Source organism: Nocardioides sp. LMS-CY (assembly GCF_018732145.1).
Lineage (GTDB): Bacteria > Actinomycetota > Actinomycetes > Propionibacteriales > Nocardioidaceae > Nocardioides > Nocardioides soli.
This window is the reverse complement of record NZ_CP076104.1, coordinates 4,161,219-4,182,326: the sequence shown is the minus strand read 5'-3', so window position 1 is coordinate 4,182,326 and position 21,108 is coordinate 4,161,219. Positions and strand designations below refer to the sequence as shown.

Genomic DNA, 21,108 nt, shown 5'->3' with positions numbered 1-21,108 from the left:
CGGTCACGGGTGCGGCGGCCGGATCTGGGTGTCGCCGTCGTCGCCCTCGGGCCACCCGGGCGTCGCGGGCGGCTCCGCCGCCTGCTCGGCCGCGGCCCGCTCGGCCGCGGCCCGCTCGGCCGCTGCCTGCTCGGCGGCCTGCTGGGCCCGCCACTGCTCCGGGGTGGAGCCGACGGGGTGCCACTGCTGGCCGACCGGGTCCCACTGCCAGCCGTCCTGGACGATCGGCTGGGCCGCGGCCGGCTCCGGGTTCCACTGCTGCTGGTACTGGTCGCGAGCGGCGTACCCGGGCGTCTGCGCCGCGGTGCGGGGCCGGATGAAGCTGATGCCCGAGCCCGGGACCAGATCGCCGACCCGGCCGAAGAGCAGCGGGTAGGCGATGCCCGCGATCGCCGCGCCGATCAGCGGGGCCAGGATGAACAGCCAGAGCTGCTTGATCGCGTCGGGCCCGGCGAAGAGCGCGGGGCCGATGGAGCGGGCGGGGTTGACCGAGGTGCCGGTCGCGGGGATCGCCACGAAGTGGATCGCCGCCAGCGTGAGGCCGATCGCGAGCGGCGCGAGGGCGGGGTGCTCGTTGCGCTCGTCGGTCACGGCCAGGATCACGAGCACGAAGACCGCGGTCAGCACGAGCTCGAGCAGGAAGGCCGCCCACCAGGCGTAGCCGCTGCCGACGTCGCCGAAGGCGTTCTGGCCCATGTTGCCCTCGGCGTCGAAGTTCGCGAAGCCCTGCATCATCACGAAGAGCGCCAGCGCGCCCAGCACGGCGCCCACCAGCTGGGCGACGATGTAGAGGCCGACCTCGCGCCAGGCCATCCGGCCGCCGATGCCGGCGCCCACGGAGACGGCCGGGTTGAAGTGGCCGCCGGAGACCCGGCCGAACGCGTAGACCATCACCACGATGACGAGACCGAAGGTGAGGCCGACCGTGGTGACGGTCGACGGCAGCAGCCGGCCGTCGTTGGCGGCCTGCGCGGTGCCGTAGACGACGACGGAGCCGCAGCCGAACAGCACGAGGACGAGCGTCCCGATCACCTCGGCGATGAGCTTCTGCTGGAGGGTGGGTGCGACGTTGGGCTCGATGGTGGGTTCGATGGTGGCGTCGGACATGTCATCAGCTCCCTCGTGCGGCGCCCCTCGCGAGCGCGGCGACAGCACCTTACCCATGGCCACCCCCCGCTGGACCTCACCCGAACCGGGTGCAAAGGTGGGTTGGTCGGCCCCGTCAGGTATCTTGACGTCAAGGAACTTTGTCCAGCCCCAGGAGACACAGAACCCTCATGGCCAAGATCATCTACACGCACACGGACGAGGCGCCCCTGCTGGCGACGTACTCCTTCCTCCCGATCGTGCAGGCGTACGCCGGTAAGGCGGGCGTCGCCATCGAGACCCGCGACATCTCGCTGTCCGGCCGGATCCTCGCTCAGTTCGGCATCGTCGACGACGCGCTCGCCGAGCTCGGCGCCCTGGCCAAGACGCCCGAGGCCAACATCATCAAGCTGCCCAACGTCTCCGCCTCCGTCCCGCAGCTCAAGGCCGCGGTCAAGGAGCTGCAGGAGCAGGGCTTCGCGATCCCCGACTACCCGGAGAGCCCCTCGACCGAGGAGGAGAAGGAGATCCGGGCGAAGTACGACAAGGTCAAGGGCTCCGCGGTCAACCCGGTGCTGCGCGAGGGCAACTCCGACCGCCGCGCGCCGCTGTCGGTCAAGAACTACGCCAAGACCCACCCGCACCGGATGGGCGCGTGGAGCTCCGACTCCAAGACCAACGTGGCCACCATGGGTCACGACGACTTCTTCTCCAACGAGCGGTCCGTCGTGCTCCCGGCCGACGACACCCTCACCATCAAGCACGTCGCCGCCGACGGCACCGAGACCGTCCTCAAGGACGGCCTGAAGGTGCTTGCCGGCGAGGTCGTCGACGGCGCGTTCATGAACGTCGCGGCGCTGCGCGGCTTCCTCGCCGAGCAGATCGCCCGGGCCAAGGCCGACGACGTGCTGTTCTCGGTGCACCTGAAGGCGACGATGATGAAGGTCTCCGACCCGATCATCTTCGGCCATGTGGTCCAGGCGTTCTTCCCCGCGCTGTTCGAGCAGTACGGCGAGCAGCTCGCCGCCGCCGGCATCTCGCCGAACGACGGCCTCGGCGGGCTGCTCTCCGCCGCCGAGAAGCTCCCCGAGGGCGCCGCGATCAAGGCGGCCGTCGAGGCCGGTCTCGCCGACGGACCGAAGATGGCGATGGTCGACTCCGACCGCGGCATCACCAACCTGCACGTGCCCTCCGACGTCATCATCGACGCCTCGATGCCGGCGATGATCCGCATCGGCGGCCACATGTGGGGCCCCGACGGCGAGGAGGCCGACACCCTCGCGGTGATCCCGGACTCCAGCTACGCCGGCGTCTACCAGGCGGTCATCGACGACTGCCGCGCCCACGGCGCGCTCGACCCGGCCACGATGGGCTCGGTGCCCAACGTCGGCCTGATGGCGCAGGCGGCCGAGGAGTACGGCTCCCACGACAAGACCTTCGAGGTCCCCGCCGCGGGCAAGGTGCAGGTCGTCAACGCCGCCGGCGACGTGCTCATCGAGCACGACGTCCAGCAGGGCGACGTCTGGCGCGCCTGCCAGACCAAGGACGCCCCGATCCGCGACTGGGTCAAGCTGGCCGTCACCCGTGCCCGCGCCACCGGCTCCCCGGCGGTGTTCTGGCTCGACGAGGCCCGCGCCCACGACGCCAACCTGATCGCCAAGGTCAAGCAGTACCTGCCCGAGCACGACACCGACGGGCTCACCATCGAGATCATGGCGCCGGCCGAGGCCACGGCGTACTCCCTCGAGCGGATCCGCAAGGGCGAGGACACCATCTCGGTCACCGGCAATGTGCTGCGCGACTACAACACCGACCTGTTCCCGATCCTCGAGCTCGGAACCTCGGCGAAGATGCTCTCCGTCGTTCCGCTGATGAACGGCGGCGGCCTCTTCGAGACCGGCGCGGGCGGCTCGGCCCCCAAGCACGTGCAGCAGCTGGTCAAGGAGAACTACCTGCGCTGGGACAGCCTCGGCGAGTTCTTCGCGCTGGTGCCCTCGCTGGAGCTGTACGCCGAGCAGGCCGGCACGCCGGCCGCGAAGGTGCTCGCCGACACCCTCGACCGGGCGACCGGGACCTTCCTCAACGAGGACAAGTCCCCGACCCGGCGCCTGGGCGGCATCGACAACCGCGGCTCGCACTTCTACCTGGCGCTCTACTGGGCCCAGGAGCTCGCCCGGCAGACCGACGACGCCGACCTCGCGGCCGCGTTCAAGCCGCTGGCCGACACACTCGCGGCGAACGAGCAGCAGATCGTCGAGGAGCTGATCGCGGTGCAGGGCAGCCCGGCCGACATCGGCGGCTACTACCGCCCCGATGACGCCAAGGCGGACGCCGTGATGCGCCCGTCGGCGACGCTCAACGAGGCGCTGGCGTCCCTTGCCTGAAGCACCGGAGGAGATCCACTCGAGCTTCGACCGCTGGGACCAGCGGCCGGCGCTCGGGCGCCGCGGCCTGGTCGTGATGATCGGGGTCGTGGTCGTGATCGCCGCCGTGGCGTTCGGGGTGGTCTCGCTGGTCTCGCGGGGCACGGAGACCCAGGCGACGGCGATCAAGGTCCCGACGTCGGACTGGATCCCCGGACAGCCGGGTGGCTCCGAGACGATCCGCGGAGCGCTGGCGATCGACTCGCGGCGCTGCACCTACCTGCGGGCCGACGACGGGTCGGAGCTGTGGCCGGTCTGGCCGGCCGGGTACTACGCCCGGATCGACGATGCGGGTCGGGTGAGCCTGTACGACGGCGGCGACCGCCTGGTCGCCCGCGACGGCGAGAGCGTGCAGGCGTCCGGCAGCTATGCGACCGCGGCGGCGTTCGCGGGGCAGACCTGCCTGCCACCCGACGGCGACGTCGCGGTGGTGGAGTCCGAGGTGTCCCGGCTGGGCTGACGCCCAGCCGGGCCCCGGCCCGGGTCGGTCAGGAATAGGCGCCGCACCGGGCGCGGTTGCAGACTGTCGAGTGCTGCGTACGCCGTCAGCCGTGACTCGACCGCCAACCGGAAAGATCCCCGCCTCGTGACGACGACCGCGCCGACCCCCGCCGCGACGGGTGAGGCCACGACCGCGCGCCACTATCGGCTGGCGGTCCTCGCCCTCGCGCTCGGCGGGTTCGCGATCGGGACCACCGAGTTCGTGACGATGGGCCTGCTCCCGCAGGTCGCCGCCGGTGTCGGCGTCTCGATCCCGCAGGCCGGCCACGTCATCTCCGCCTACGCGCTCGGCGTGGTGGTCGGCGCTCCGGTGATCGCGATCTTCGGTGCCCGGCTGCCGCGGCGCGCGCTGCTGGTCGGCCTGATGGCGGCGTACGCCGTCTTCAACGTGCTCAGCGCCGCCGCCGACAGCTACGGCGTGCTCTTCGCCGCGCGGTTCCTCGACGGCCTGCCGCACGGCGCCTACTTCGGTGTGGCGTCGCTGGTCGCCGCGGGCCTGGCCAGCCCCGGCCGCCGGGGCCGGGCGGTCGCCAGCGTGATGCTCGGCCTGTCGGTCGCGAACGTCGTCGGCGTGCCCGCCGCCACCTGGCTCGGTCAGCAGGTCGGGTGGCGCGCGGCGTACCTCTCGACCGCGGGCCTGGCGCTGCTCACCGTGCTGATGGTCCTCGTGTTCGTGCCGCGCACCCCGGGCGACCCGGAGGCCACCGGGCGGCGCGAGATGCTGTTCTTCCGGAACGGCCAGGCGATGCTGACGCTGCTCGCCGGTGCGGTGGGCTTCGGCGGCCTGTTCGCGGTCTACTCCTACATCGCGCCGACCGTCACCGACGTGGCTGGCCTCTCCGAGTCCGCGGTGCCGGTGTTCACCGCGGCGTTCGGCGTCGGCATGGTCGCCGGCACCTGGCTGGCCGGGCGGCTGGCCGAGTGGTCGGTGTTCCGTACCCTGATCTGGTCGGGGGCGGCCTCGGTCCTGGTGATGCTCGTCGTCTGGGCGGTCGCGCCGTACGGCTGGTGGCTGATGCCGGTCATCTTCCTGGTCACGGCGACCGGGTCGGTGCTCGTGATCAACCTGCAGCTGCGGCTGATGTCGGTCTCCGGCGAGGCGCAGACGCTGGGCGCGGCGATGAACCACGCGTCGATCAACATCGCCAACGCGCTCGGCGCCTGGCTGGGCGGCCTCGTGATCGCCGCCGGCTACGGCTACCGGGCGCCGGCGCTGGTCGGTGCCGCCCTGTCGGTCGCCGGCATCGCCGTGCTGCTCTGGTCGGCCGCGCTGCACCGGCGGACCGGCTGACCCTGCCGCGTCCGTCCCATCCCCATCCGGAAGAATGACCGCCATGTCCACCACGACCGCACCCGAGGTCGCTCCGAGCACCCAGGGGTCCGCCACGTCCCGTCCCCGCGTGCTCTCCGGCATCCAGCCGACGGCCGACTCGTTCCACTTCGGCAACTACCTGGGCGCGCTGCGGCAGTGGGTGGACCTCCAGCAGGAGTACCAGCCGTTCTTCTTCATCGCCGACCTGCACGCGATCACGGTCGAGCAGGACCCGAAGGTGCTCCGCGAGCGCACCCTGCGGGCCGCCGCCCAGCTGATCGCGATGGGCATCGACCCCGACCGCTCGGCGATCTTCGTGCAGTCGCAGGTGCCCGAGCACGCCCAGCTCGGCTGGGTGCTCCAGTGCCTGACGGGCTTCGGCGAGGCGCGCCGGATGACCCAGTTCAAGGACAAGTCAGCGAAGGGCGGTGAGGGCGCGGCCAGCGTCGGCTTGTTCACCTACCCGATCCTCCAGGCGGCCGACATCCTCCTCTACCGGCCCCACTACGTGCCGGTGGGCGAGGACCAGCGTCAGCACCTCGAGCTGACGCGCGACCTGGCGCAGCGCTTCAACAGCCGCTACAAGAAGACGTTCCGGCTGCCGGAGCCCTACATCCTCAAGGCCACCGCCAAGATCACCGACCTCCAGGACCCGACCTCGAAGATGTCGAAGTCGGCCTCCTCGCTCTCGGGCATCATCGAGATGCTCGACGACCCGAAGGCCTCGGCGAAGAAGATCCGCTCGGCGGTCACCGACTCCGGGTCCGAGATCCGGTTCGACCCCGACGGCAAGCCCGGCGTCAGCAACCTGCTCACGATCTACTCGGCGCTCACCGCGCGCCCGATCGCGGACCTCGAGGCGGAGTACGCCGGTCGCGGGTACGGCGACCTGAAGAAGGAGCTCGCCGAGGTCGTGGTCGACTTCGTGACGCCGTTCCGGACCCGCACGCTCGAGCTGCTCGACGACCAGACGTACCTCACCGACGTGCTCCGCCGGGGCGCCGAGCAGGCGGGGGCGGTGGCCGAGGCGACGCTGCGCGACGTCTACCAGCGGGTCGGCTTCGTGGCGGCCGGCCAGTAGGGTCGAGGTCGTGCCAACCATCGGAGTGGCGATCGCGATCCCCGAGCCCTGGGCGACCGAGCTGCAGGACTACCGGACCGCGGTCGGAGACACCACGGCGGCGATGATCCCGACCCACATCACGCTGGTGCCGCCGACCGACGTCGACGATGCCGACCTGCCGGAGATCGAGCGACACCTGGCCGAGGCCGCGACCGGCATCGGCAGCTTCGTGGTGCACCTGCGCGGGACCGGCACCTTCCGGCCGATCTCGCCGGTCGTCTTCGTCACCCTCGTGCAGGGCATCTCCGAGTGCGAGCGGCTCGCCGACGCCGTACGCCGCGGTCCGCTGGACGTCGAGCTCGCGCACCCCTACCACCCGCACGTCACGATCGCCCACCACATCGAGGACGCCCTGTTGGACCGGGCGTTCGCGGAGCTGGCGGACTTCGAGTGCGAGTTCACGGTGGGGGAGTTCCACCTCTACGTGCACGACGAGGAGATCGGCTGGCAGCCGACGCGGCAGTTCTCGCTGGCGGCGTCGGGGACCTGACGTGCCCTCGCTCCGGGAGCGCGCCGCGGACGTCCGCCGGCGCCGGCCCCTCGTCGACCACGTCGTCCGCACGCAGGAGCACTACGGCACGGTGAAGGCCGGCCAGCAGGCCGGCGCGGTCACCTACTTCGCGTTCCTGTCGTTCTTCCCGATCCTGGCTCTCGCGTTCTTCGTCGTCGGCTGGCTCGCGAAGATCTGGGCCAACGCCGAGGAGAACCTCACCAAGGCCCTGGACGCCGTCATGCCCGGCCTGGTCGGCACCGGCCCCGACCAGGTGCAGATCAGCGACATCGAGCGGGCCGCGAGCACCGTGGGGATCATCGGCGCGGTGATCCTGCTCTACTCCGGGCTCGGCTGGCTGGCCGCGATGCGCGCCGCGCTCGTCATCGTGTTCGAGGTGCCGGCGAAGGAGCAGCCCAACTTCGTGCTCGGCAAGCTCCGCGACCTGCTCACCCTGGCCGTCATCGGCGGGATCCTGCTGCTGGCGGTGGTCGTGGCCGGTCTGGTCGGCGGCTTCTCGCGTGAGGTGCTGGACTGGCTGGACCTCGACATGGAGTTCGGGCGGCTGCTCTGGCTGCTCACCGTTGCGTTCGGCTTCCTCGCGAACATGCTGCTGTTCTACGCGATGTTCGTGCTGCTCGCCGAGCCGCGCACCCCGCGCCGGTCGCTGTGGTCGGGGGCGGTGCTCGGTGCGATCGCGTTCGAGGTGCTCAAGCAGGTCTCCGGTCTGCTGATCAAGGCGACCCAGGGCACTCCGGCGTTCCAGGCGTTCGGCATCGCGCTGATCGTGCTGGTCTGGATCAGCTACTTCTCCCAGGTGGTCCTCTACTCCGCCGCCTGGGCACACACCTCCCGCGCCGCGCGCGCCGCCCGACCGGTGCCCATGGTGGCTCCGGTGGCCGGGCCGCCGTCGCCCCCGGTGCGGCGTACCGACGACGTCGAACACCCCTGGGCGGCGCCGTACGCCGCGGGTGCGGCGACCATGCTCGGCCTGATGGCCGTGGTCCGCAGGCTGACGACCAGATCGACGAGAAGGAGCGAATGACAGTGGGACGCAAGACCGGGTGGTTCCTGGTCGCCGTGGCGGCGTGGAACTTCCTGACCTGGATCATGTTCGCGCGCAACCTGTACGACGCGCACGCCTCCGGTGAGGACCGCCCGCAGGGCTACTGGATCGCCCACACCGGCCTGATCACCGTCAACCTCTGCCTGGGCGTCGTCTTCGCCGTCCTCGGCCTCCGGACCCTGCGCAAGCCCTGAAGCTCGCGGGTGGCTCCGCGAAGCCGGGTCAGCGTGGCACGGACGCCGACGACGGCGGCGTCCGCGATCCGCTGGGCGATGCCGTGTGCAGCTTGGCAGCTGCGGCCCCGGAGAGGACGCCGGCGGCCAGGAAGCCGATCCCGAGGCTGACGAGGATCACCAGAGGCAGGAACAACGCCGTCGCCGCCAGGAGGGTCCAGCGGGCGATGCCGGGAGCCAAGGATGTCGACAGCAGAGCCAAGACTGTGGGAACCGCCATGGCGGCCGCCCATGCCGCGGTCTTCGCCGCGGAGTTGTCTCCCTCGGTGACCATCACGGCCAGGTAGAGGGCCACCGAAGCTGCGCCGAGCAGGCCCGACGCCGCAGCGAGGCGCCTGACTTCCCTCGGAACTCGTCCGACCGTTCCCGTCACCATGATGCCCACTTCCCTAGCTGTGGCTGCGGTGGAAGGACAACAGCGAGGCGCAGTCACCCTCCTTGTGCGCAGACCACTCCATCTGGAAGACGCCATTTGCCTTTCCGCGGATGAGGTTCGGGCGGTAGTTGGTCCGGGTGTCGGCGATGGGTAGGCAGAATGGCTGGTTGCTGAACCCAGAGTAGCTCTCCGTCACGGCACCGCCGCACGTGCGGCCCGAATCGGTGCTCGAGTAGTCCTTGCGCCGGCCGGTTGCCTGAAGCCAGCCGTACTGCCCATGGCTTGGACCAGCCGCATGCCTCCCGCAAGGCCTGAAACGCCGAGTCGGCGCCAGATTCCAGTCAGGACTGGAATCTGGCGCCGACTCGGGTGAGATCTGGCGCCGACTCGGCTTAGTGGCCGTGGCGGAGGGCGGCGTGCAGGTCCCAGTTGAGGCGGGAGATCACGTCGAGGGGGATCTCCTTGGGGCAGGCAGCGGTGCACTCGCCGATGTTGGTGCAGCCGCCGAAGCCCTCGGCGTCGTGCTGGGCGACCATGCCGACGACGCGGCTGTCGCGCTCCGGCTGGCCCTGCGGGAGCTCGCCGAGGTGGGTGATCTTCGCACCCATGAACAGCGAGGCCGAGCCGTTGGGACAGGCCGCCACGCAGGCGCCGCAGCCGATGCAGGTCGCCACGTTGAACGCGCGGGTCGCGTCGTCGCGGGGGACCGGCACGGAGTGCGCCTCGGGGGCGGAGCCGGTGTTGACGGAGATGAAGCCGCCGGCCTGGATGATCCGGTCGAACGCGCCGCGGTCGACGACGAGGTCCTTGACCACCGGGAACGCGTCGGCGCGCCAGGGCTCGACGACGATCTCGTCGCCGTCCTTGAAGGACCGCATGTGCAGCTGGCAGGTCGTGGTGACCTCCGGGCCGTGCGCCTGGCCGTTGATCATCAGCCCGCACATGCCGCAGATGCCCTCGCGGCAGTCGGAGTCGAACGCGACCGGGTCCTCGCCCTTGGCGATCAGATCCTCGTTGAGGACGTCGAGCATCTCCAGGAACGACATGTCCTGCGAGACGCCGTCGAGCTCGTAGGTCTGCATCGCGCCCTTCGACGCGGCGTCCGGCTGGCGCCAGATCTTGAGGGTCACCTTCATTACTTGTAGCTCCGCTGCTTCATCTCGATGGCCGTGTAGACGAGGTCTTCCTTGTGCAGGACGGGCAGCTCGCCGTCGCCGGCGAACTCCCAGGCGGCGACGTACGCGTACTGGTCGTCGTGGCGCAGCGCCTCGCCGTCCTCGGTCTGCGACTCGGCGCGGAAGTGGCCGCCGCAGGACTCGCGGCGGTTGAGCGCGTCGATGCACATCAGCTCACCGAGCTCGAGGAAGTCGGCCACGCGGCCGGCCTTCTCCAGCGACTGGTTGAGGCTGTCGGAGGTGCCCAGCACCTTCACGTTGCGCCAGAAGTCGTCCTTGAGGGTGCGGATCAGGTCGATGGCCTTCTTCAGGCCGTCCTCGGTCCGCTCCATGCCGCAGTACTCCCACATGATGTTGCCGAGCTCGCGGTGGTAGGAGTCGACGCTGCGGGTGCCGTTGGTGGACAGGAAGTGCGAGACCCGGTCCTCGACCGACTTCCGCGCCTCGACGACGTCCGGGTGGGTCTCCTCGACCTTCTCGAACGGCCCGTCCGCGAGGTAGTCGCGGATCGTGTGGGGCAGCACGAAGTAGCCGTCGGCGAGCCCCTGCATCAGGGCGGAGGCGCCCAGGCGGTTGGCGCCGTGGTCGGAGAAGTTGGCCTCGCCGGTCACGAACAGCCCGGGGATCGACGCCTGCAGGTCGTAGTCGACCCACAGGCCGCCCATGACGTAGTGGACCGCCGGGTAGATCCGCATCGGGGTGTCGTACGGGTTCTCGCCGGTGATCCGGGCGTACATGTCGAAGAGGTTGCCGTACTTCTCCTCGACCGCGTCGCGGCCCAGCCGCTCGACCGCGGCGCTGAAGTCGAGGTAGACGCCACGGCGCACGCCGTCGACCTCCGGGCCGACGCCGCGACCCTCGTCGCAGACGTACTTGGCGGCGCGGGACGCGATGTCGCGCGGCACCAGGTTGCCGAAGGAGGGGTAGATCCGCTCCAGGTAGTAGTCGCGGTCCTGCTCCGGGATCTGCCGGGGGTCCTTGTCGCAGTCGGACTTCTGCTTCGGGACCCAGATCCGCCCGTCGTTGCGCAGCGACTCCGACATCAGCGTCAGCTTCGACTGGTGCGACCCGGTGACCGGGATGCAGGTCGGGTGGATCTGCGTGTAGCAGGGGTTGGCCATGTAGGCGCCCTTGCGGTGCGCCCGCCAGGTGGCCGTGACGTTCGACCCCATCGCGTTGGTGGAGAGGTAGAAGACGTTGCCGTAGCCTCCGGAGGCCAGCACGACGACGTCGGCCAGGTGTGTCTCGATCTCGCCGGTGACCAGGTCGCGGGCGATGATGCCGCGGGCCCGTCCGTCGACCACGATCAGCTCGAGCATCTCGTGGCGGGTGTACTGCGTGACCGTGCCGGCCGCGACCTGCCGCTCCATCGCCTGGTAGGCGCCGATCAGCAGCTGCTGACCGGTCTGGCCGCGGGCGTAGAACGTGCGGGAGACCTGGACGCCGCCGAACGAGCGGTTGTCGAGGAGGCCGCCGTACTCACGCGCGAAGGGGACGCCCTGCGCGACGCACTGGTCGATGATGTTGGCGCTGACCTCGGAGAGCCGGTAGACGTTCGACTCGCGCGAGCGGTAGTCGCCGCCCTTGACGGTGTCGTAGAACAGCCGGTGGACGGAGTCGCCGTCCTCCTTGTAGTTCTTCGCGGCGTTGATGCCGCCCTGCGCGGCGATCGAGTGGGCGCGGCGCGGAGAGTCCTGGTAGCAGAAGGACTTCACGTTGTAGCCGGCCTCGCCGAGCGTGGCCGCGGCCGAGCCGCCGGCCAGGCCGGTGCCGACGATGATGATGTCGAGCTTGCGCCGGTTGGCCGGGTTGACCAGGCGGGCCTCGAACTTGCGGGTCTGCCAGCGCTCGTCGATCGGGCCCTCGGGGGCCTTGGTGTCGCGGATCGGCTCGCCGGGGGTGTAGTAGCCGGCGGCGTCGTCGCCGTGCTCCGCGGGGGCGTCGTGCGAGGGGTCACCCGTCAGCGTGGTGTCAGGCATGTCGGTCATGTGCAGCCCCTTACTTGGAGATGACGCCCGCGAGGACGAAGATCGGGACGAGGGAGAAGCCGGCGGCGATGACGACCGCGAGGATCCAGCCGAGGGCCTTGGCGTTGCGACGGGCGCGTGCGTTGTTCGTCAGGCCCAGCGTCTGCGCGGCGCTCCAGGTGCCGTGGTGCAGGTGCATGCCGAGCGCGAACATCGCCAGCAGGTAGATGACGGTCATCCACCAGGTGTCGAAGGTGTCGACGAGCAGGTTGTACGGGTCGTTGGTCTCCCCGCCCGCCACGTTGACCTTGCCGATCGTGAAGTTGATCAGGTGCCAGATCACGAACAGCAGGATCGTCAGGCCGCCCCAGCGCATCCAGCGCGAGGAGAACGACGAGGCGAGGTTCTTCTTCACGACGTACTTCTGGCTGCGCGCATGGTTCGCGCGGCGCCACAGCTTGGCCGCGGCGTATACGTGCACGACCACCGCGACGATGAGCACGGCGCGCATGATCCAGAGGAAGCCGGCGTACGGGAGCATCGGCTCGCCGAGCGTGCGCAGGTGGTGCGCGTACTCGTTGTAGGCATCGTGGCCGGCGAAGGCCTTGAGGTTGCCGTACATATGGAGCAGCACGTACAGGATGAAGATGATGCCGCTCGCGGCCATCAGGAGCTTGAGGGTGATGGTCGAGCGCGACGCCCGCGCACCCGTCACCAAGGTCGTCGTTGCCACGAGAGGCCACGCTACCCCGCGTGAGCGGCCCGTGATCGGCGGGTCAGTGTGACTTAGAGCGCGTTACCGACCGGTCTCGTTCGCGCGCTGGTGCAACCGGTTCTCGAAATCTTCGGTGTGGCCTCTTTCACATCCCGCGCCGACTGTGCAGACTGCGGATGCACCCGACCCACCGGAGGTGGCGATGGCGTCGACCGACGCGCGCGAGACCAGGGCAACGCAGGGCTCAGCAGGTTCGACAGGTGTGAACGGCCCGACCCGGGCCCGGATCGGAGTGAAGACGCTCCGTACCGACACGTGGTGGCTCTACCCGGCCGTGACGTTCGTGGTGTTCTCGGCGTTCGTGGTCTATGCCACCTGGCGGGCGTTCGCCGGCGCCTACTACTACGCGACGCCGTACCTCTCGCCGTTCTACTCGCCCTGTCTCGGTGACTGCGTCGAGGGCGCCTCGGACTTCGGCCAGCCGTTCGCGGGCTTCCCACTGTCGGCGGCGCTGATCATCCTGATCTTCCCGCTCGGCTTCCGGCTCACCTGCTACTACTACCGCAAGGCCTACTACCGGGCGTTCTGGCTCTCGCCGCCCGCCTGTGCGGTTGCCGAGCCGCACGGCAGGTACACCGGCGAGACCCGCTTCCCGCTGATCCTGCAGAACATCCACCGCTGGTTCTGGTACGCCGCGGTGCTGGTCGCCTGCGTGCTCAGCTACGACACCGTGCTGGCCTTCCGCAACGAGGACGGCGAGTGGGGGCACATGGGCCTCGGCACCGTCCTGATGCTGGCCAACGTCGTGCTGATCTGGCTCTACACGCTCTCGTGCCACTCCTGTCGGCACATCACCGGCGGCCGGCTCAGACACTTCTCGAAGCATCCCGTGCGCTACCGGCTGTGGACGGCCGTCTCGAAGCTGAACACCAAGCACGGGGTCTATGCCTGGTACTCGCTGTTCTCCGTGGCGATCGTGGACCTCTACGTCTACCTGCTCGCCACCGGCGCCTTCGACGACCCGAGGTTCTTCTAATGAGTGAGCGGCACCCCATGACCGGCAACGAGATGTCCGGGTCAGCGGCCGGCGGACTGGAGCGGCACGAGTACGACGTGGTCGTGATCGGTGCCGGGGGCGCCGGCCTGCGCGCGGCGATCGCGGCGCACGAGGCGGGTGCACGCACCGCGGTGGTGTGCAAGTCCCTGCTCGGCAAGGCGCACACGGTGATGGCCGAGGGCGGCATCGCCGCCGCGATGGGCAACCGCTGGCCCGAGGACAACTGGGAGGTGCACTTCCGCGACACCATGCGTGGCGGGAAGATGCTCAACAACTGGCGGATGGCCCAGCTGCACGCCCAGGAGGCGCCCGAGCGTGTGCAGGAGCTCGAGGACTGGGGCGCCCTCTTCGACCGCACCGACGACGGGCTGATCTCGCAGCGCGACTTCGGCGGTCACAAGTACGCCCGGCTCGCCCACGTCGGCGACCGCACCGGGCTGGAGATGATCCGCACCCTCCAGCAGCGCACCGTGCAGCTCGGCATCGACGTGTTCATGGAGTGCACGATCACCGAGCTGCTCAAGGACGGATCGCGCGTGTCGGGTGCCTTCGGGTACTGGCGCGAGACCGGCCGCTTCGTCGCGTTCGCGGCACCGACGGTGATCCTCGCGACCGGCGGCATCGGCAAGTCCTTCAAGGTCACCTCGAACTCCTGGGAGTACACCGGCGACGGCCACGCGCTCGCGCTCCGGGCGGGCGCCGCGCTGATCAACATGGAGTTCGTGCAGTTCCACCCGACCGGCATGGTGTGGCCGCCCTCGGTGAAGGGGCTGCTGGTCACGGAGTCGGTGCGCGGCGACGGGGGTGTGCTCAAGAACTCCGAGGGCAAACGCTTCATGTTCGACTACATCCCGGAGTTCTTCAAGGCGGAGACGGCCGACACCATCGAGGAGGCCGACCGGTGGTACGAGGACAAGAAGAACAACCGGCGGCCACCCGAGCTGCTGCCCCGTGACGAGGTGGCGCGGGCGATCAACTCCGAGATCAAGGCCGGCCGCGGATCACCGCACGGCGGCATCTATCTCGACATCGCGTCCCGGCGTACGCCCGAGTTCATCCGCAAGCGGCTGCCGTCGATGTACCACCAGTTCAAGGAGCTGGCCGACGTCGACATCACCCAGGAGCCGATGGAGATCGGGCCCACCTGCCACTACGTGATGGGCGGGGTCGAGGTCGACGCCGACAGCCAGGAGAGCGCGGTCACCGGCCTGTACGCCGTGGGGGAGTGCTCGGGCGGCATGCACGGCTCCAACCGGCTGGGCGGCAACTCGCTCGGCGACCTGCTGGTGTTCGGCAAGCGGGCGGGTGAGCACGCTGCGGCGTACGCCGCGGGGCTCTCGACCCGTCCGGCGGTCGACGAGGCCGACATCAAGGCGGCGTCGACGAGCGCCCTCGCGCCATTTGAGGTAGAGGGAGGCGAGAACCCGTACACGATCCAGCACGACCTCCAGCAGTCGATGAACGACCTGGTCGGCATCATCCGCACCGCCCGCGAGCTCGAGCAGTCACTGGTCGAGATCGAGGGGTTGAAGGAGCGCGCGCGGCACATGGTCGTGGAGGGGCATCGGCAGTACAACCCCGGCTGGCACCTGTCGATCGACCTGCGCAACATGCTGCTGGTCTCGGAGGCCATCGCGAAGGCGGCGCTGGCCCGCGAGGAGTCACGCGGCGGCCACACCCGCGACGACTTCCCCCAGACCGACAACGAGGTGTGGGGCACGAAGAACCTCGTCGTCACCCTCGACGCCGGCGGCACCGGCGTGGACCTGTCCGAGAAGCCGTTGCCGGTGCTGCCGGACGAGCTCAAGAAGTACTTCGACTAGCCAGATCATCGGGAGAGGACCGGCATGGGCTACGACCTGAAGATGCGCGTCTGGCGCGGCGACCAGTCGGGCGGCGACCTCGGCGACTACACCGTGGAGGTGTCCGAGGGCGAGGTCGTCCTCGACGCACTGCACCGGCTGCAGGCGACGCAGGCCGGCGACCTGGCGATCCGCTGGAACTGCAAGGCCGGCAAGTGCGGCTCGTGCTCCGCCGAGATCAACGGCCGGCCGCGGCTGATGTGCATGACCCGGCTCTCGGACTTCGAGCCCGAGGAGACGATCACGGTCACGCCGATGCGCGCCTTCCCGGTGATCCGCGACCTGGTGACCGACGTGTCGTACAACTACGAGAAGGCCAAGGAGCTGCCGTACGCCGAGCTCGGTCCGCGCGACCCCGACGGCAAGCGCCGGATGGCGCAGATCGACGTCGAGCGCGGGCAGGAGTTCCGCAAGTGCATCGAGTGCTTCCTGTGCCAGGACACCTGCCACGTCGTCCGCGACCACGAGGACAACAAGCCGGCCTTCGCCGGCCCGCGGTTCTTCCTGCGGTACGCCGAGCTCGACATGCACCCCCTCGACACCCACGACCGGCGGGCCCTGGCGCAGAGCGCCGCGGGCATCGGGATGTGCAACATCACCAAGTGCTGCACCGAGGTCTGCCCCGAGGGCATCCGGATCACCGACAACGCGATCATCCCGATGAAGGAGCGGGTCGTCGACCGCAAGTACGACCCGCTGGTCTGGCTCGGCAACAAGATCGGCATCCGCAACAAGGACAACGACGGCCGTGCCGAGGTCTAGCGACCCACGACGAGCCGGACCTTCGATCCGAGCCGGACCTCCGTGCCGGCGGTCACGCCCTGACCGAGGACCTTGCCCCGCTTGGCCTTCTTCGCGACCTTCTTCCGGCTGACCGCGCCCGTGGCGCAGCCCGCGGCCTTCAGCCGGGTGGTGGCCTGGGCGACGGTGCGGCCGGTCACGCTCGGCACCCGGCAGTACGTCGTGGCCGTGGGGGTGGCCGGGGTCGCGGGTGCCGGGGTCGAGACCACGACCGGAGCGTTGGCGGGGCAGACGTCGTCGCTGAACGCGCCGTTCGTGGCGTTGCCGAACGACTCCGTCCCACATCCGGCGTGGACGATGCCGCCCGCGAGCTCGACGCCGGTGTTGTTGAGGTTGAGGTGCGTGCGCGTCGCCCATGCCTCGGCCCCGGCCGCCGCGCGGAGCGCGACGTTGGACTGGGTGACGACGCTGTCGGTGATGCTCACCCGGGTCGGGTGCCCCGGAGCCGGCTCGAGCAGGACTCCGTGCTGACAGTTCTGGGTGAGCGCGACGTCGCTGAGCGCGATGTCGACGAAGGTGTCGGGTGAGCTGGAGGTGAGCGGGGTCCGGATGGCGTTGGCCTGGCCGGAGATCCGGACGTCGTCGAGGCGGACCGAGCGGGCCGCGATCACGGAGACGCCCGCGATGCCGCCGCAGGTGCCCGCGACGCTCCCGGACAGGCCGCCGATGATGTCGAGGCCGCGCAGGATCACGTCGGCATCTCCCGGGGCGTTGATGATGACGGCCGTGGTCCCGAGGTTGCTGATGGAGCCGAAGCTGCCGGAACCGTCGATCGTGATCGACTTGGTGATCGTGACGGCGCCGAAGCCGCCCGGGTCGAGGACGTTGATCGCGCCGCCCGCTGCCGTCTTGGAGATCGCCCCGGCGAAGGTCTTGCACGGTGAGGTGCGCGAGCACGGATTGCCGTCGTCGCCGACGCCCGAGACCCAGGTGCGCTGCGCCTGCGCCTGTGCCGGCGCGGCGATCACGGGCACGGTGGCCAGGCCGAGGACGAGGGGAAGGACGGGAGCGAGGCGCCGGAGGCGGCGCCGGGACGTTGTCATGACGCGGACCGTAGCGGTCGGAGGCGGTGCCGTCTGCCGATCGCGGGACCTCGTCCGAGACGTCACACGCGGTCGACGGTCGGGGCCTCAGCCGACCTGGCGGATCCGCACGTAGTAGGCGGGGATGGAGCCGTCCGGCCGCTTCCTCCCATCGGGTCGCTGTCGCAGGGGCGTGCGGGCGAAGGTCGCGACGTCGTACTCCTCGATGGAGAGGGTGACGTAGCGGGCACCCGGCAGCACGAGAACCTCGCGCTCGGTGGTCGCGGTCGACAGCATCGAGATGTCCTTGCCGCCGCTGCCGTCCACCTCGACCTCGACGAACAGCTTGATCGGCCCGTCGCCGCTCGTGCGGAGGAACTGACGACCGGTCGCGGTGCCCTTGGACGTGCTCATGAAGAGCTCGTTGGTGGCCACCTGGCCGACCGTGTACATCCTCTTCATCCGGCCGAGGTCCACGTTGTCGCCACGGTAGGAGACGCCGTGCCACGCCGGCAGCTTGGCGAGGCCCGACATCGCCATGCCAGCGTGTACGGCGCTCTCCTGCTGGAGGCGGTCGACGGACTCGTCGTCGGCCCTCGCCCCGAGGTGCTTGCGCAGTCCGGGCTCGAAGCCGGTCATGCTCGGGTTGATGTAGCGGTAGTTCTCCGCGGTGTAGGTCCGAATCGCCAGCACCTCGGCATGGCTGAGGCCGGCAGCCGCCGTCGCGAGCCGGGCGTTGGGTGCCTTCTGGTTGTCGGATGCGCTCGCGTCCTGTACGAACCGCTCGTCGTCCGGACGGGCACCCCATGACGTGTCGTGACCCCGGATGTCGGCGCCGCCCGTCAGGTGTGCGAACTGTCGAACGGGCGGGCGGGTCTGGCCGCCCTTCGAGCCCTTCTGCGCCGGCACCGCCTGCAGCTCGTGCTTCTGGAGGTCGGTGCCCCCGAGCCGCTCGGCGTACTGGAGTTCGGCGTAGGTGCGCAGGACCTGGGCCGAGGCGAGTCGGTCGATCTCCACCATCAGGTCGATGCGGCTGCGCTCGACCTCGCTGGTGCCCCCGCGGTGCTTGAACCGATAGGACTCCGCCAGGCGCCCGACCTTCTTGACCAGGGGCAGCTGGTTCAGCGGGTGCCGGGTCGCGGCGAGCTCGTCGAGGGTGACCATCAGCCGGTAGAGGGTCGACTTCTTGGAGCGGGCGCGCTTGAGCTCGTCGTAGGACATCGTGTCCCGCACCGCGGTGGACATCTCGCGCAACGTCCGGCTCGGCCCGCGCCGCGGGCGCTTGGCCTTCGCGGCGGCGGCCGCGATCTCCTTCTCGGTGGGGGGCACGAAGTCGGAGAGGTCGTCGACCTTGGCTCCCGCGTCGTCGAAGGGCGAGTCCTCCTGCTCCGACTCGGACTCCTGGGACTCGTCGTGACGGTCGCCGCCCTGGGGGGTGACCTTGCCCGGTGCGAGCGTGACGTCGTTGGAGGGCTGGCCGGCGAGGGTCTGCAGCTGCTCCTCGCTCTCGCTCTCCTGCGACTCGTCCTCGACCTCGAGCTGGGTGGGTGGCGCGGTGGCGGCCTGCTTCGGCGCCGGCGCCTGCGGCTTCCTCTTCTTGAAGTGCCTACTGAAGCCCATCGAAGTCCTCCTCCCGGACTACGCGCCCGAGCTTGACGTACTCCGCGATCAGGGCCGCCCGGACGTGGCGCATCTCGACCGGGCGGTCCTCGTCGGCCGCCCGGAAGGCGGCGGCGATCACGGCGTTGCGGATGACGCCGCCGGTGAGCTCGTAGCGGCGGGCGAGCAGGTCGAGGTCGAGGTCTCCCTGCGGTACGCCGTCGCGGAGGTGCCGCTCCCAGATGGCGCGCCGCTCGGGCCCGGCCGGGGTGGGGAAGTCGACGACGAAGTGGATGCGGCGCAGGAAGGCGTCGTCGATGTTCTTCGGCAGGTTCGTGGCCAGCACGACGATGCCGTCGTAGGTCTCGAGCCGTTGGAGGAGGTAGGAGACCTCGAGGTTGGCGTACCGGTCGCGGCCGTCCTTGACCTCGGCCCGCTTGCCGAAGAGCGAGTCGGCCTCGTCGAAGAACAGCACCGAGCTGCCGGCCGACGCGGCCGCGAAGAGCCGCTCGAGGTTCTGCTCGGTCTCGCCGATGTACTTGCTGACCACGGTCGAGATGTCGATGCGGTACATGTCCAGGCCGAGCTCCGACGCGACCACCTCGGCGGCCAGGGTCTTGCCGGTGCCGGACTGGCCGGTGAAGAGCGAGACGATCCCGCGGCCGGCGGCGTGCGACAGCCCCCAGTCGTTGAGCACCCGGCCGGCGTGCTGGTAGCGCGCGACGATCGACCGCAGCTGCGCCAGCTTGGCCCCGCTCAGCACCAGGTCGTCCCAGGACTTCTGCGGCCGGACCCGGCGCGCCAGCGTGCCGAGTGGCCCGGCGAGCAGGCGGCGGACGGCGACGTGCACGTCGCCGTCGACGGTCGGGTGCACCGCAGCGACGAGCTCCGTCTGCTCCGCGGTGAGCCGGTGCTCCAGCGGTACGCCGGGGCCGACCGCGGCTCGCCACTCGTCGTCGGTCACCAGCTCGGCGGACGCGACGTGCTCGGAGCGCGCCCGGTCGGGCAGGTCGCGGACCGGCAGTTCGTCGACGCAGGTGAGCGCCCAGCCGAGATGGGTGGCCCGCTCGACCCAGCGCCGCCCCTCCTCGGGGAGGCCGTCGTCGAGCTCGACGACGACCGCTCGGCCGGTGAGGGTGGCCTCGCGCACGATCGCGGCCCAGCCGGCGTCGGACGCGGGGGCCGGGGCCACCAGGAACCGGCCGCCACCGGAGCGCTCGATGGCCAGGTCGCGGCGGCGTACCCGGTCGGGACCGGAGGCCAGCACGACCTCGGCCGACCGGGGAGTCGACGCCGGCCGGTCGACGTGACGGGTGCCGACCGGCAGGTCCGCGTCGGGGGACGGGTCGCCCAGCAGTGCCCACAGCACCTGCGGCGCGAGCTCGACCTCGGTCGTCGCCCACAGCCCCGGGCGGTGACCGCCGACCAGCGCCGCGCGTCGCAGGGCGGACCCGGGACCGGCCGCCTCCGCGCAGGCGAGGGTCCCGCCCAGCAGGCGGGCGGCGGCGCCGAGCGTGATCCGGCTGGGCCGGGTCGCGCCGACCAGCACGCCGATCCGGGCCGCGCGCACCGGGTCGAGCTCGCAGGCCACGAGGAGTGCGAGCAGCTCGCGCGCGGGACCCACCGCCCCGGCGTTGACGCAGAGCGTGTGGAACACCGACGCGGAGTCGAGCGCGAGCGCCGTGCGCGCGTCGTCGAGCGCCTCGGCCGGCGCCTCGTCCAGGGCCACCTCGATCGCGGCGTCCGCGAAGGCGGCGAAGGGCGGTGCGCCGGCGTCCGTCGCGAGCATGGGCGTCGACATCCGTGCTGGTCTCCCTCTGGGGGCCGACGCAGGAGCCGGGGCCCTCGAGCGAAATCTAGACCACCGGAGGCCGCTGTCCACCCCGAATGGTGAGGATGCCCGCGCCCGCTCTCGGCCGGGGCAGGACCGGTTCCGGGCCGGTCAGGAGAGCATCCCGACGAAGGCTCTCGAGGCGACGTACGTCGCGGCGCCGAGCGCGGCCGCCACCACCAGGGTCACCAGCGCGATCGTCACGACCGCCCTGAGCACCGCCTGCCAGCGTGCCGCCTCCTCCTCGTTCCGGCCCCGAGGCCGGTGTGCGAGCACCGTCATGCCGATCTCCTCCCTCCCGAGTCGAGGATCGATCTGGATCCAGCATGTTCCTCGTCCGGTGTGTTGTCTTCGCCTGCACCGGGTGAGACGCGGTGGGCGGCGGTTCGGTTGTCCGGAGGTGGCCGAGGAGGCACCCGGTACGGTTTTGTCGATCGAGGAGCCTCACGTCGATACGAGCCGGGGAGGG

At 70.4% G+C, this 21,108-nt stretch carries 19 protein-coding genes; 10 read left to right on the top strand and 9 right to left on the bottom strand.

Annotated features, from left to right (window positions below; translation table 11 throughout):
• Nucleotides 1-3: 3 nt before the first annotated feature.
• Nucleotides 4-1,107, bottom strand: a complete 1,104-nt coding sequence (locus KM427_RS19830; RefSeq protein ID WP_215525043.1) for an MIP/aquaporin family protein — start codon at nucleotides 1,105-1,107, stop codon at nucleotides 4-6.
• A 170-nt stretch (nucleotides 1,108-1,277) separates the two neighbouring features.
• Between KM427_RS19830 and KM427_RS19825 the strand changes: the two genes are divergently transcribed.
• The 7 genes from KM427_RS19825 to KM427_RS19795 all read left to right on the top strand — a co-directional run bounded on the left by KM427_RS19825 (nucleotide 1,278) and on the right by KM427_RS19795 (nucleotide 8,195).
• Entirely contained in the window at nucleotides 1,278-3,470 is a 2,193-nt protein-coding gene (locus KM427_RS19825; protein WP_215525042.1) for an NADP-dependent isocitrate dehydrogenase, read from the top strand.
• On the top strand, nucleotides 3,463-3,969 hold the full coding sequence (locus KM427_RS19820) for a hypothetical protein (protein WP_183591522.1): 507 nt from the start codon (nucleotides 3,463-3,465) through the stop codon (nucleotides 3,967-3,969). Before KM427_RS19825 ends, KM427_RS19820 begins: the two co-directional genes overlap by 8 nt.
• A gap of 126 nt (nucleotides 3,970-4,095) precedes the next feature.
• Nucleotides 4,096-5,301 carry an MFS transporter gene (locus KM427_RS19815; RefSeq protein WP_215525041.1) on the top strand — a complete coding sequence of 402 codons (1,206 nt, stop codon included), beginning with the start codon at nucleotides 4,096-4,098 and terminating at the stop codon, nucleotides 5,299-5,301.
• 43 nt (nucleotides 5,302-5,344) lie between these two features.
• A complete protein-coding gene (gene trpS / locus KM427_RS19810; protein ID WP_215525040.1) occupies nucleotides 5,345-6,403 on the top strand; it encodes a tryptophan--tRNA ligase in 1,059 nt (352 codons plus the stop codon).
• 10 nt (nucleotides 6,404-6,413) lie between these two features.
• Nucleotides 6,414-6,935, top strand: a complete 522-nt coding sequence (locus KM427_RS19805) for a 2'-5' RNA ligase family protein (RefSeq protein WP_215525039.1) — start codon at nucleotides 6,414-6,416, stop codon at nucleotides 6,933-6,935.
• Between the two features lies 1 nt (nucleotide 6,936).
• Nucleotides 6,937-7,980 carry a YihY/virulence factor BrkB family protein gene (locus KM427_RS19800; RefSeq protein WP_215525038.1) on the top strand — a complete coding sequence of 348 codons (1,044 nt, stop codon included), beginning with the start codon at nucleotides 6,937-6,939 and terminating at the stop codon, nucleotides 7,978-7,980.
• A complete protein-coding gene (locus KM427_RS19795) occupies nucleotides 7,977-8,195 on the top strand; it encodes an SCO4848 family membrane protein (RefSeq protein WP_215525037.1) in 219 nt (72 codons plus the stop codon). The genes KM427_RS19800 and KM427_RS19795 overlap by 4 nt, the downstream gene beginning before the upstream one ends.
• Nucleotides 8,196-8,223: 28 nt before the next feature.
• Here KM427_RS19795 and KM427_RS19790 read toward each other — a convergent pair whose 3' ends face one another.
• From KM427_RS19790 to KM427_RS19775, 4 genes are all read right to left on the bottom strand, one after another.
• Nucleotides 8,224-8,619, bottom strand: coding sequence for a hypothetical protein (locus KM427_RS19790; RefSeq protein WP_215525036.1), 396 nt, complete (start codon nucleotides 8,617-8,619; stop codon nucleotides 8,224-8,226).
• A gap of 383 nt (nucleotides 8,620-9,002) precedes the next feature.
• A complete protein-coding gene (locus KM427_RS19785) occupies nucleotides 9,003-9,746 on the bottom strand; it encodes a succinate dehydrogenase/fumarate reductase iron-sulfur subunit (RefSeq protein ID WP_183591516.1) in 744 nt (247 codons plus the stop codon).
• Nucleotides 9,746-11,764, bottom strand: coding sequence for a fumarate reductase/succinate dehydrogenase flavoprotein subunit (locus tag KM427_RS19780; RefSeq protein WP_183592229.1), 2,019 nt, complete (start codon nucleotides 11,762-11,764; stop codon nucleotides 9,746-9,748). Before KM427_RS19780 ends, KM427_RS19785 begins: the two co-directional genes overlap by 1 nt.
• A gap of 19 nt (nucleotides 11,765-11,783) precedes the next feature.
• A complete protein-coding gene (locus tag KM427_RS19775; protein WP_183591515.1) occupies nucleotides 11,784-12,485 on the bottom strand; it encodes a succinate dehydrogenase cytochrome b subunit in 702 nt (233 codons plus the stop codon).
• A 244-nt stretch (nucleotides 12,486-12,729) separates the two neighbouring features.
• Between KM427_RS19775 and sdhC the strand changes: the two genes are divergently transcribed.
• From sdhC to KM427_RS19760, 3 genes are read left to right on the top strand one after another with little or no spacing between them, the layout of a single operon-like run.
• Complete coding sequence (gene sdhC / locus KM427_RS19770; protein ID WP_252274695.1) at nucleotides 12,730-13,503, top strand: succinate dehydrogenase subunit SdhC; 774 nt, start codon at nucleotides 12,730-12,732, stop codon at nucleotides 13,501-13,503.
• Nucleotides 13,503-15,347: a fumarate reductase/succinate dehydrogenase flavoprotein subunit gene (locus tag KM427_RS19765; protein ID WP_215525034.1), complete on the top strand. Its 1,845-nt coding sequence runs from the start codon at nucleotides 13,503-13,505 to the stop codon at nucleotides 15,345-15,347. Before sdhC ends, KM427_RS19765 begins: the two co-directional genes overlap by 1 nt.
• A gap of 24 nt (nucleotides 15,348-15,371) precedes the next feature.
• Nucleotides 15,372-16,148, top strand: a complete 777-nt coding sequence (locus KM427_RS19760; protein WP_183591512.1) for a succinate dehydrogenase/fumarate reductase iron-sulfur subunit — start codon at nucleotides 15,372-15,374, stop codon at nucleotides 16,146-16,148.
• Here the strand turns inward: KM427_RS19760 and KM427_RS19755 are convergent.
• The 4 genes from KM427_RS19755 to KM427_RS19740 all read right to left on the bottom strand — a co-directional run bounded on the left by KM427_RS19755 (nucleotide 16,145) and on the right by KM427_RS19740 (nucleotide 20,921).
• The gene (locus KM427_RS19755) at nucleotides 16,145-17,230 is read right to left on the bottom strand and encodes a PASTA domain-containing protein (protein WP_215525033.1); all 1,086 of its coding nucleotides are present in this window, start codon (nucleotides 17,228-17,230) and stop codon (nucleotides 16,145-16,147) included. The genes KM427_RS19760 and KM427_RS19755 overlap by 4 nt on opposite strands.
• Nucleotides 17,231-17,317: 87 nt before the next feature.
• The gene (locus tag KM427_RS19750; protein ID WP_215525032.1) at nucleotides 17,318-18,829 is read right to left on the bottom strand and encodes an ADP-ribosyltransferase; all 1,512 of its coding nucleotides are present in this window, start codon (nucleotides 18,827-18,829) and stop codon (nucleotides 17,318-17,320) included.
• Nucleotides 18,816-20,609 carry an ATP-binding protein gene (locus KM427_RS19745; RefSeq protein WP_215525031.1) on the bottom strand — a complete coding sequence of 598 codons (1,794 nt, stop codon included), beginning with the start codon at nucleotides 20,607-20,609 and terminating at the stop codon, nucleotides 18,816-18,818. Before KM427_RS19745 ends, KM427_RS19750 begins: the two co-directional genes overlap by 14 nt.
• A 141-nt stretch (nucleotides 20,610-20,750) precedes the next feature.
• A complete protein-coding gene (locus KM427_RS19740; RefSeq protein ID WP_183591508.1) occupies nucleotides 20,751-20,921 on the bottom strand; it encodes a hypothetical protein in 171 nt (56 codons plus the stop codon).
• Between the last annotated feature and the right edge of the window lie 187 nt (nucleotides 20,922-21,108).

Coding starts and splice junctions, on each gene's coding strand:
- KM427_RS19830 (WP_215525043.1), bottom strand. CDS start 1,107: ATGTCCGACGCCACCATCGAACCCACCATCGAGCCCAACGTCGCACCC.
- KM427_RS19825 (WP_215525042.1), top strand. CDS start 1,278: ATGGCCAAGATCATCTACACGCACACGGACGAGGCGCCCCTGCTGGCG.
- trpS (WP_215525040.1), top strand. CDS start 5,345: ATGTCCACCACGACCGCACCCGAGGTCGCTCCGAGCACCCAGGGGTCC.
- KM427_RS19795 (WP_215525037.1), top strand. CDS start 7,977: ATGACAGTGGGACGCAAGACCGGGTGGTTCCTGGTCGCCGTGGCGGCG.
- KM427_RS19785 (WP_183591516.1), bottom strand. CDS start 9,746: ATGAAGGTGACCCTCAAGATCTGGCGCCAGCCGGACGCCGCGTCGAAG.
- KM427_RS19780 (WP_183592229.1), bottom strand. CDS start 11,764: ATGCCTGACACCACGCTGACGGGTGACCCCTCGCACGACGCCCCCGCG.
- KM427_RS19765 (WP_215525034.1), top strand. CDS start 13,503: ATGAGTGAGCGGCACCCCATGACCGGCAACGAGATGTCCGGGTCAGCG.
- KM427_RS19760 (WP_183591512.1), top strand. CDS start 15,372: ATGGGCTACGACCTGAAGATGCGCGTCTGGCGCGGCGACCAGTCGGGC.
- KM427_RS19755 (WP_215525033.1), bottom strand. CDS start 17,230: ATGACAACGTCCCGGCGCCGCCTCCGGCGCCTCGCTCCCGTCCTTCCC.
- KM427_RS19750 (WP_215525032.1), bottom strand. CDS start 18,829: ATGGGCTTCAGTAGGCACTTCAAGAAGAGGAAGCCGCAGGCGCCGGCG.
- KM427_RS19745 (WP_215525031.1), bottom strand. CDS start 20,609: ATGTCGACGCCCATGCTCGCGACGGACGCCGGCGCACCGCCCTTCGCC.
- KM427_RS19740 (WP_183591508.1), bottom strand. CDS start 20,921: ATGACGGTGCTCGCACACCGGCCTCGGGGCCGGAACGAGGAGGAGGCG.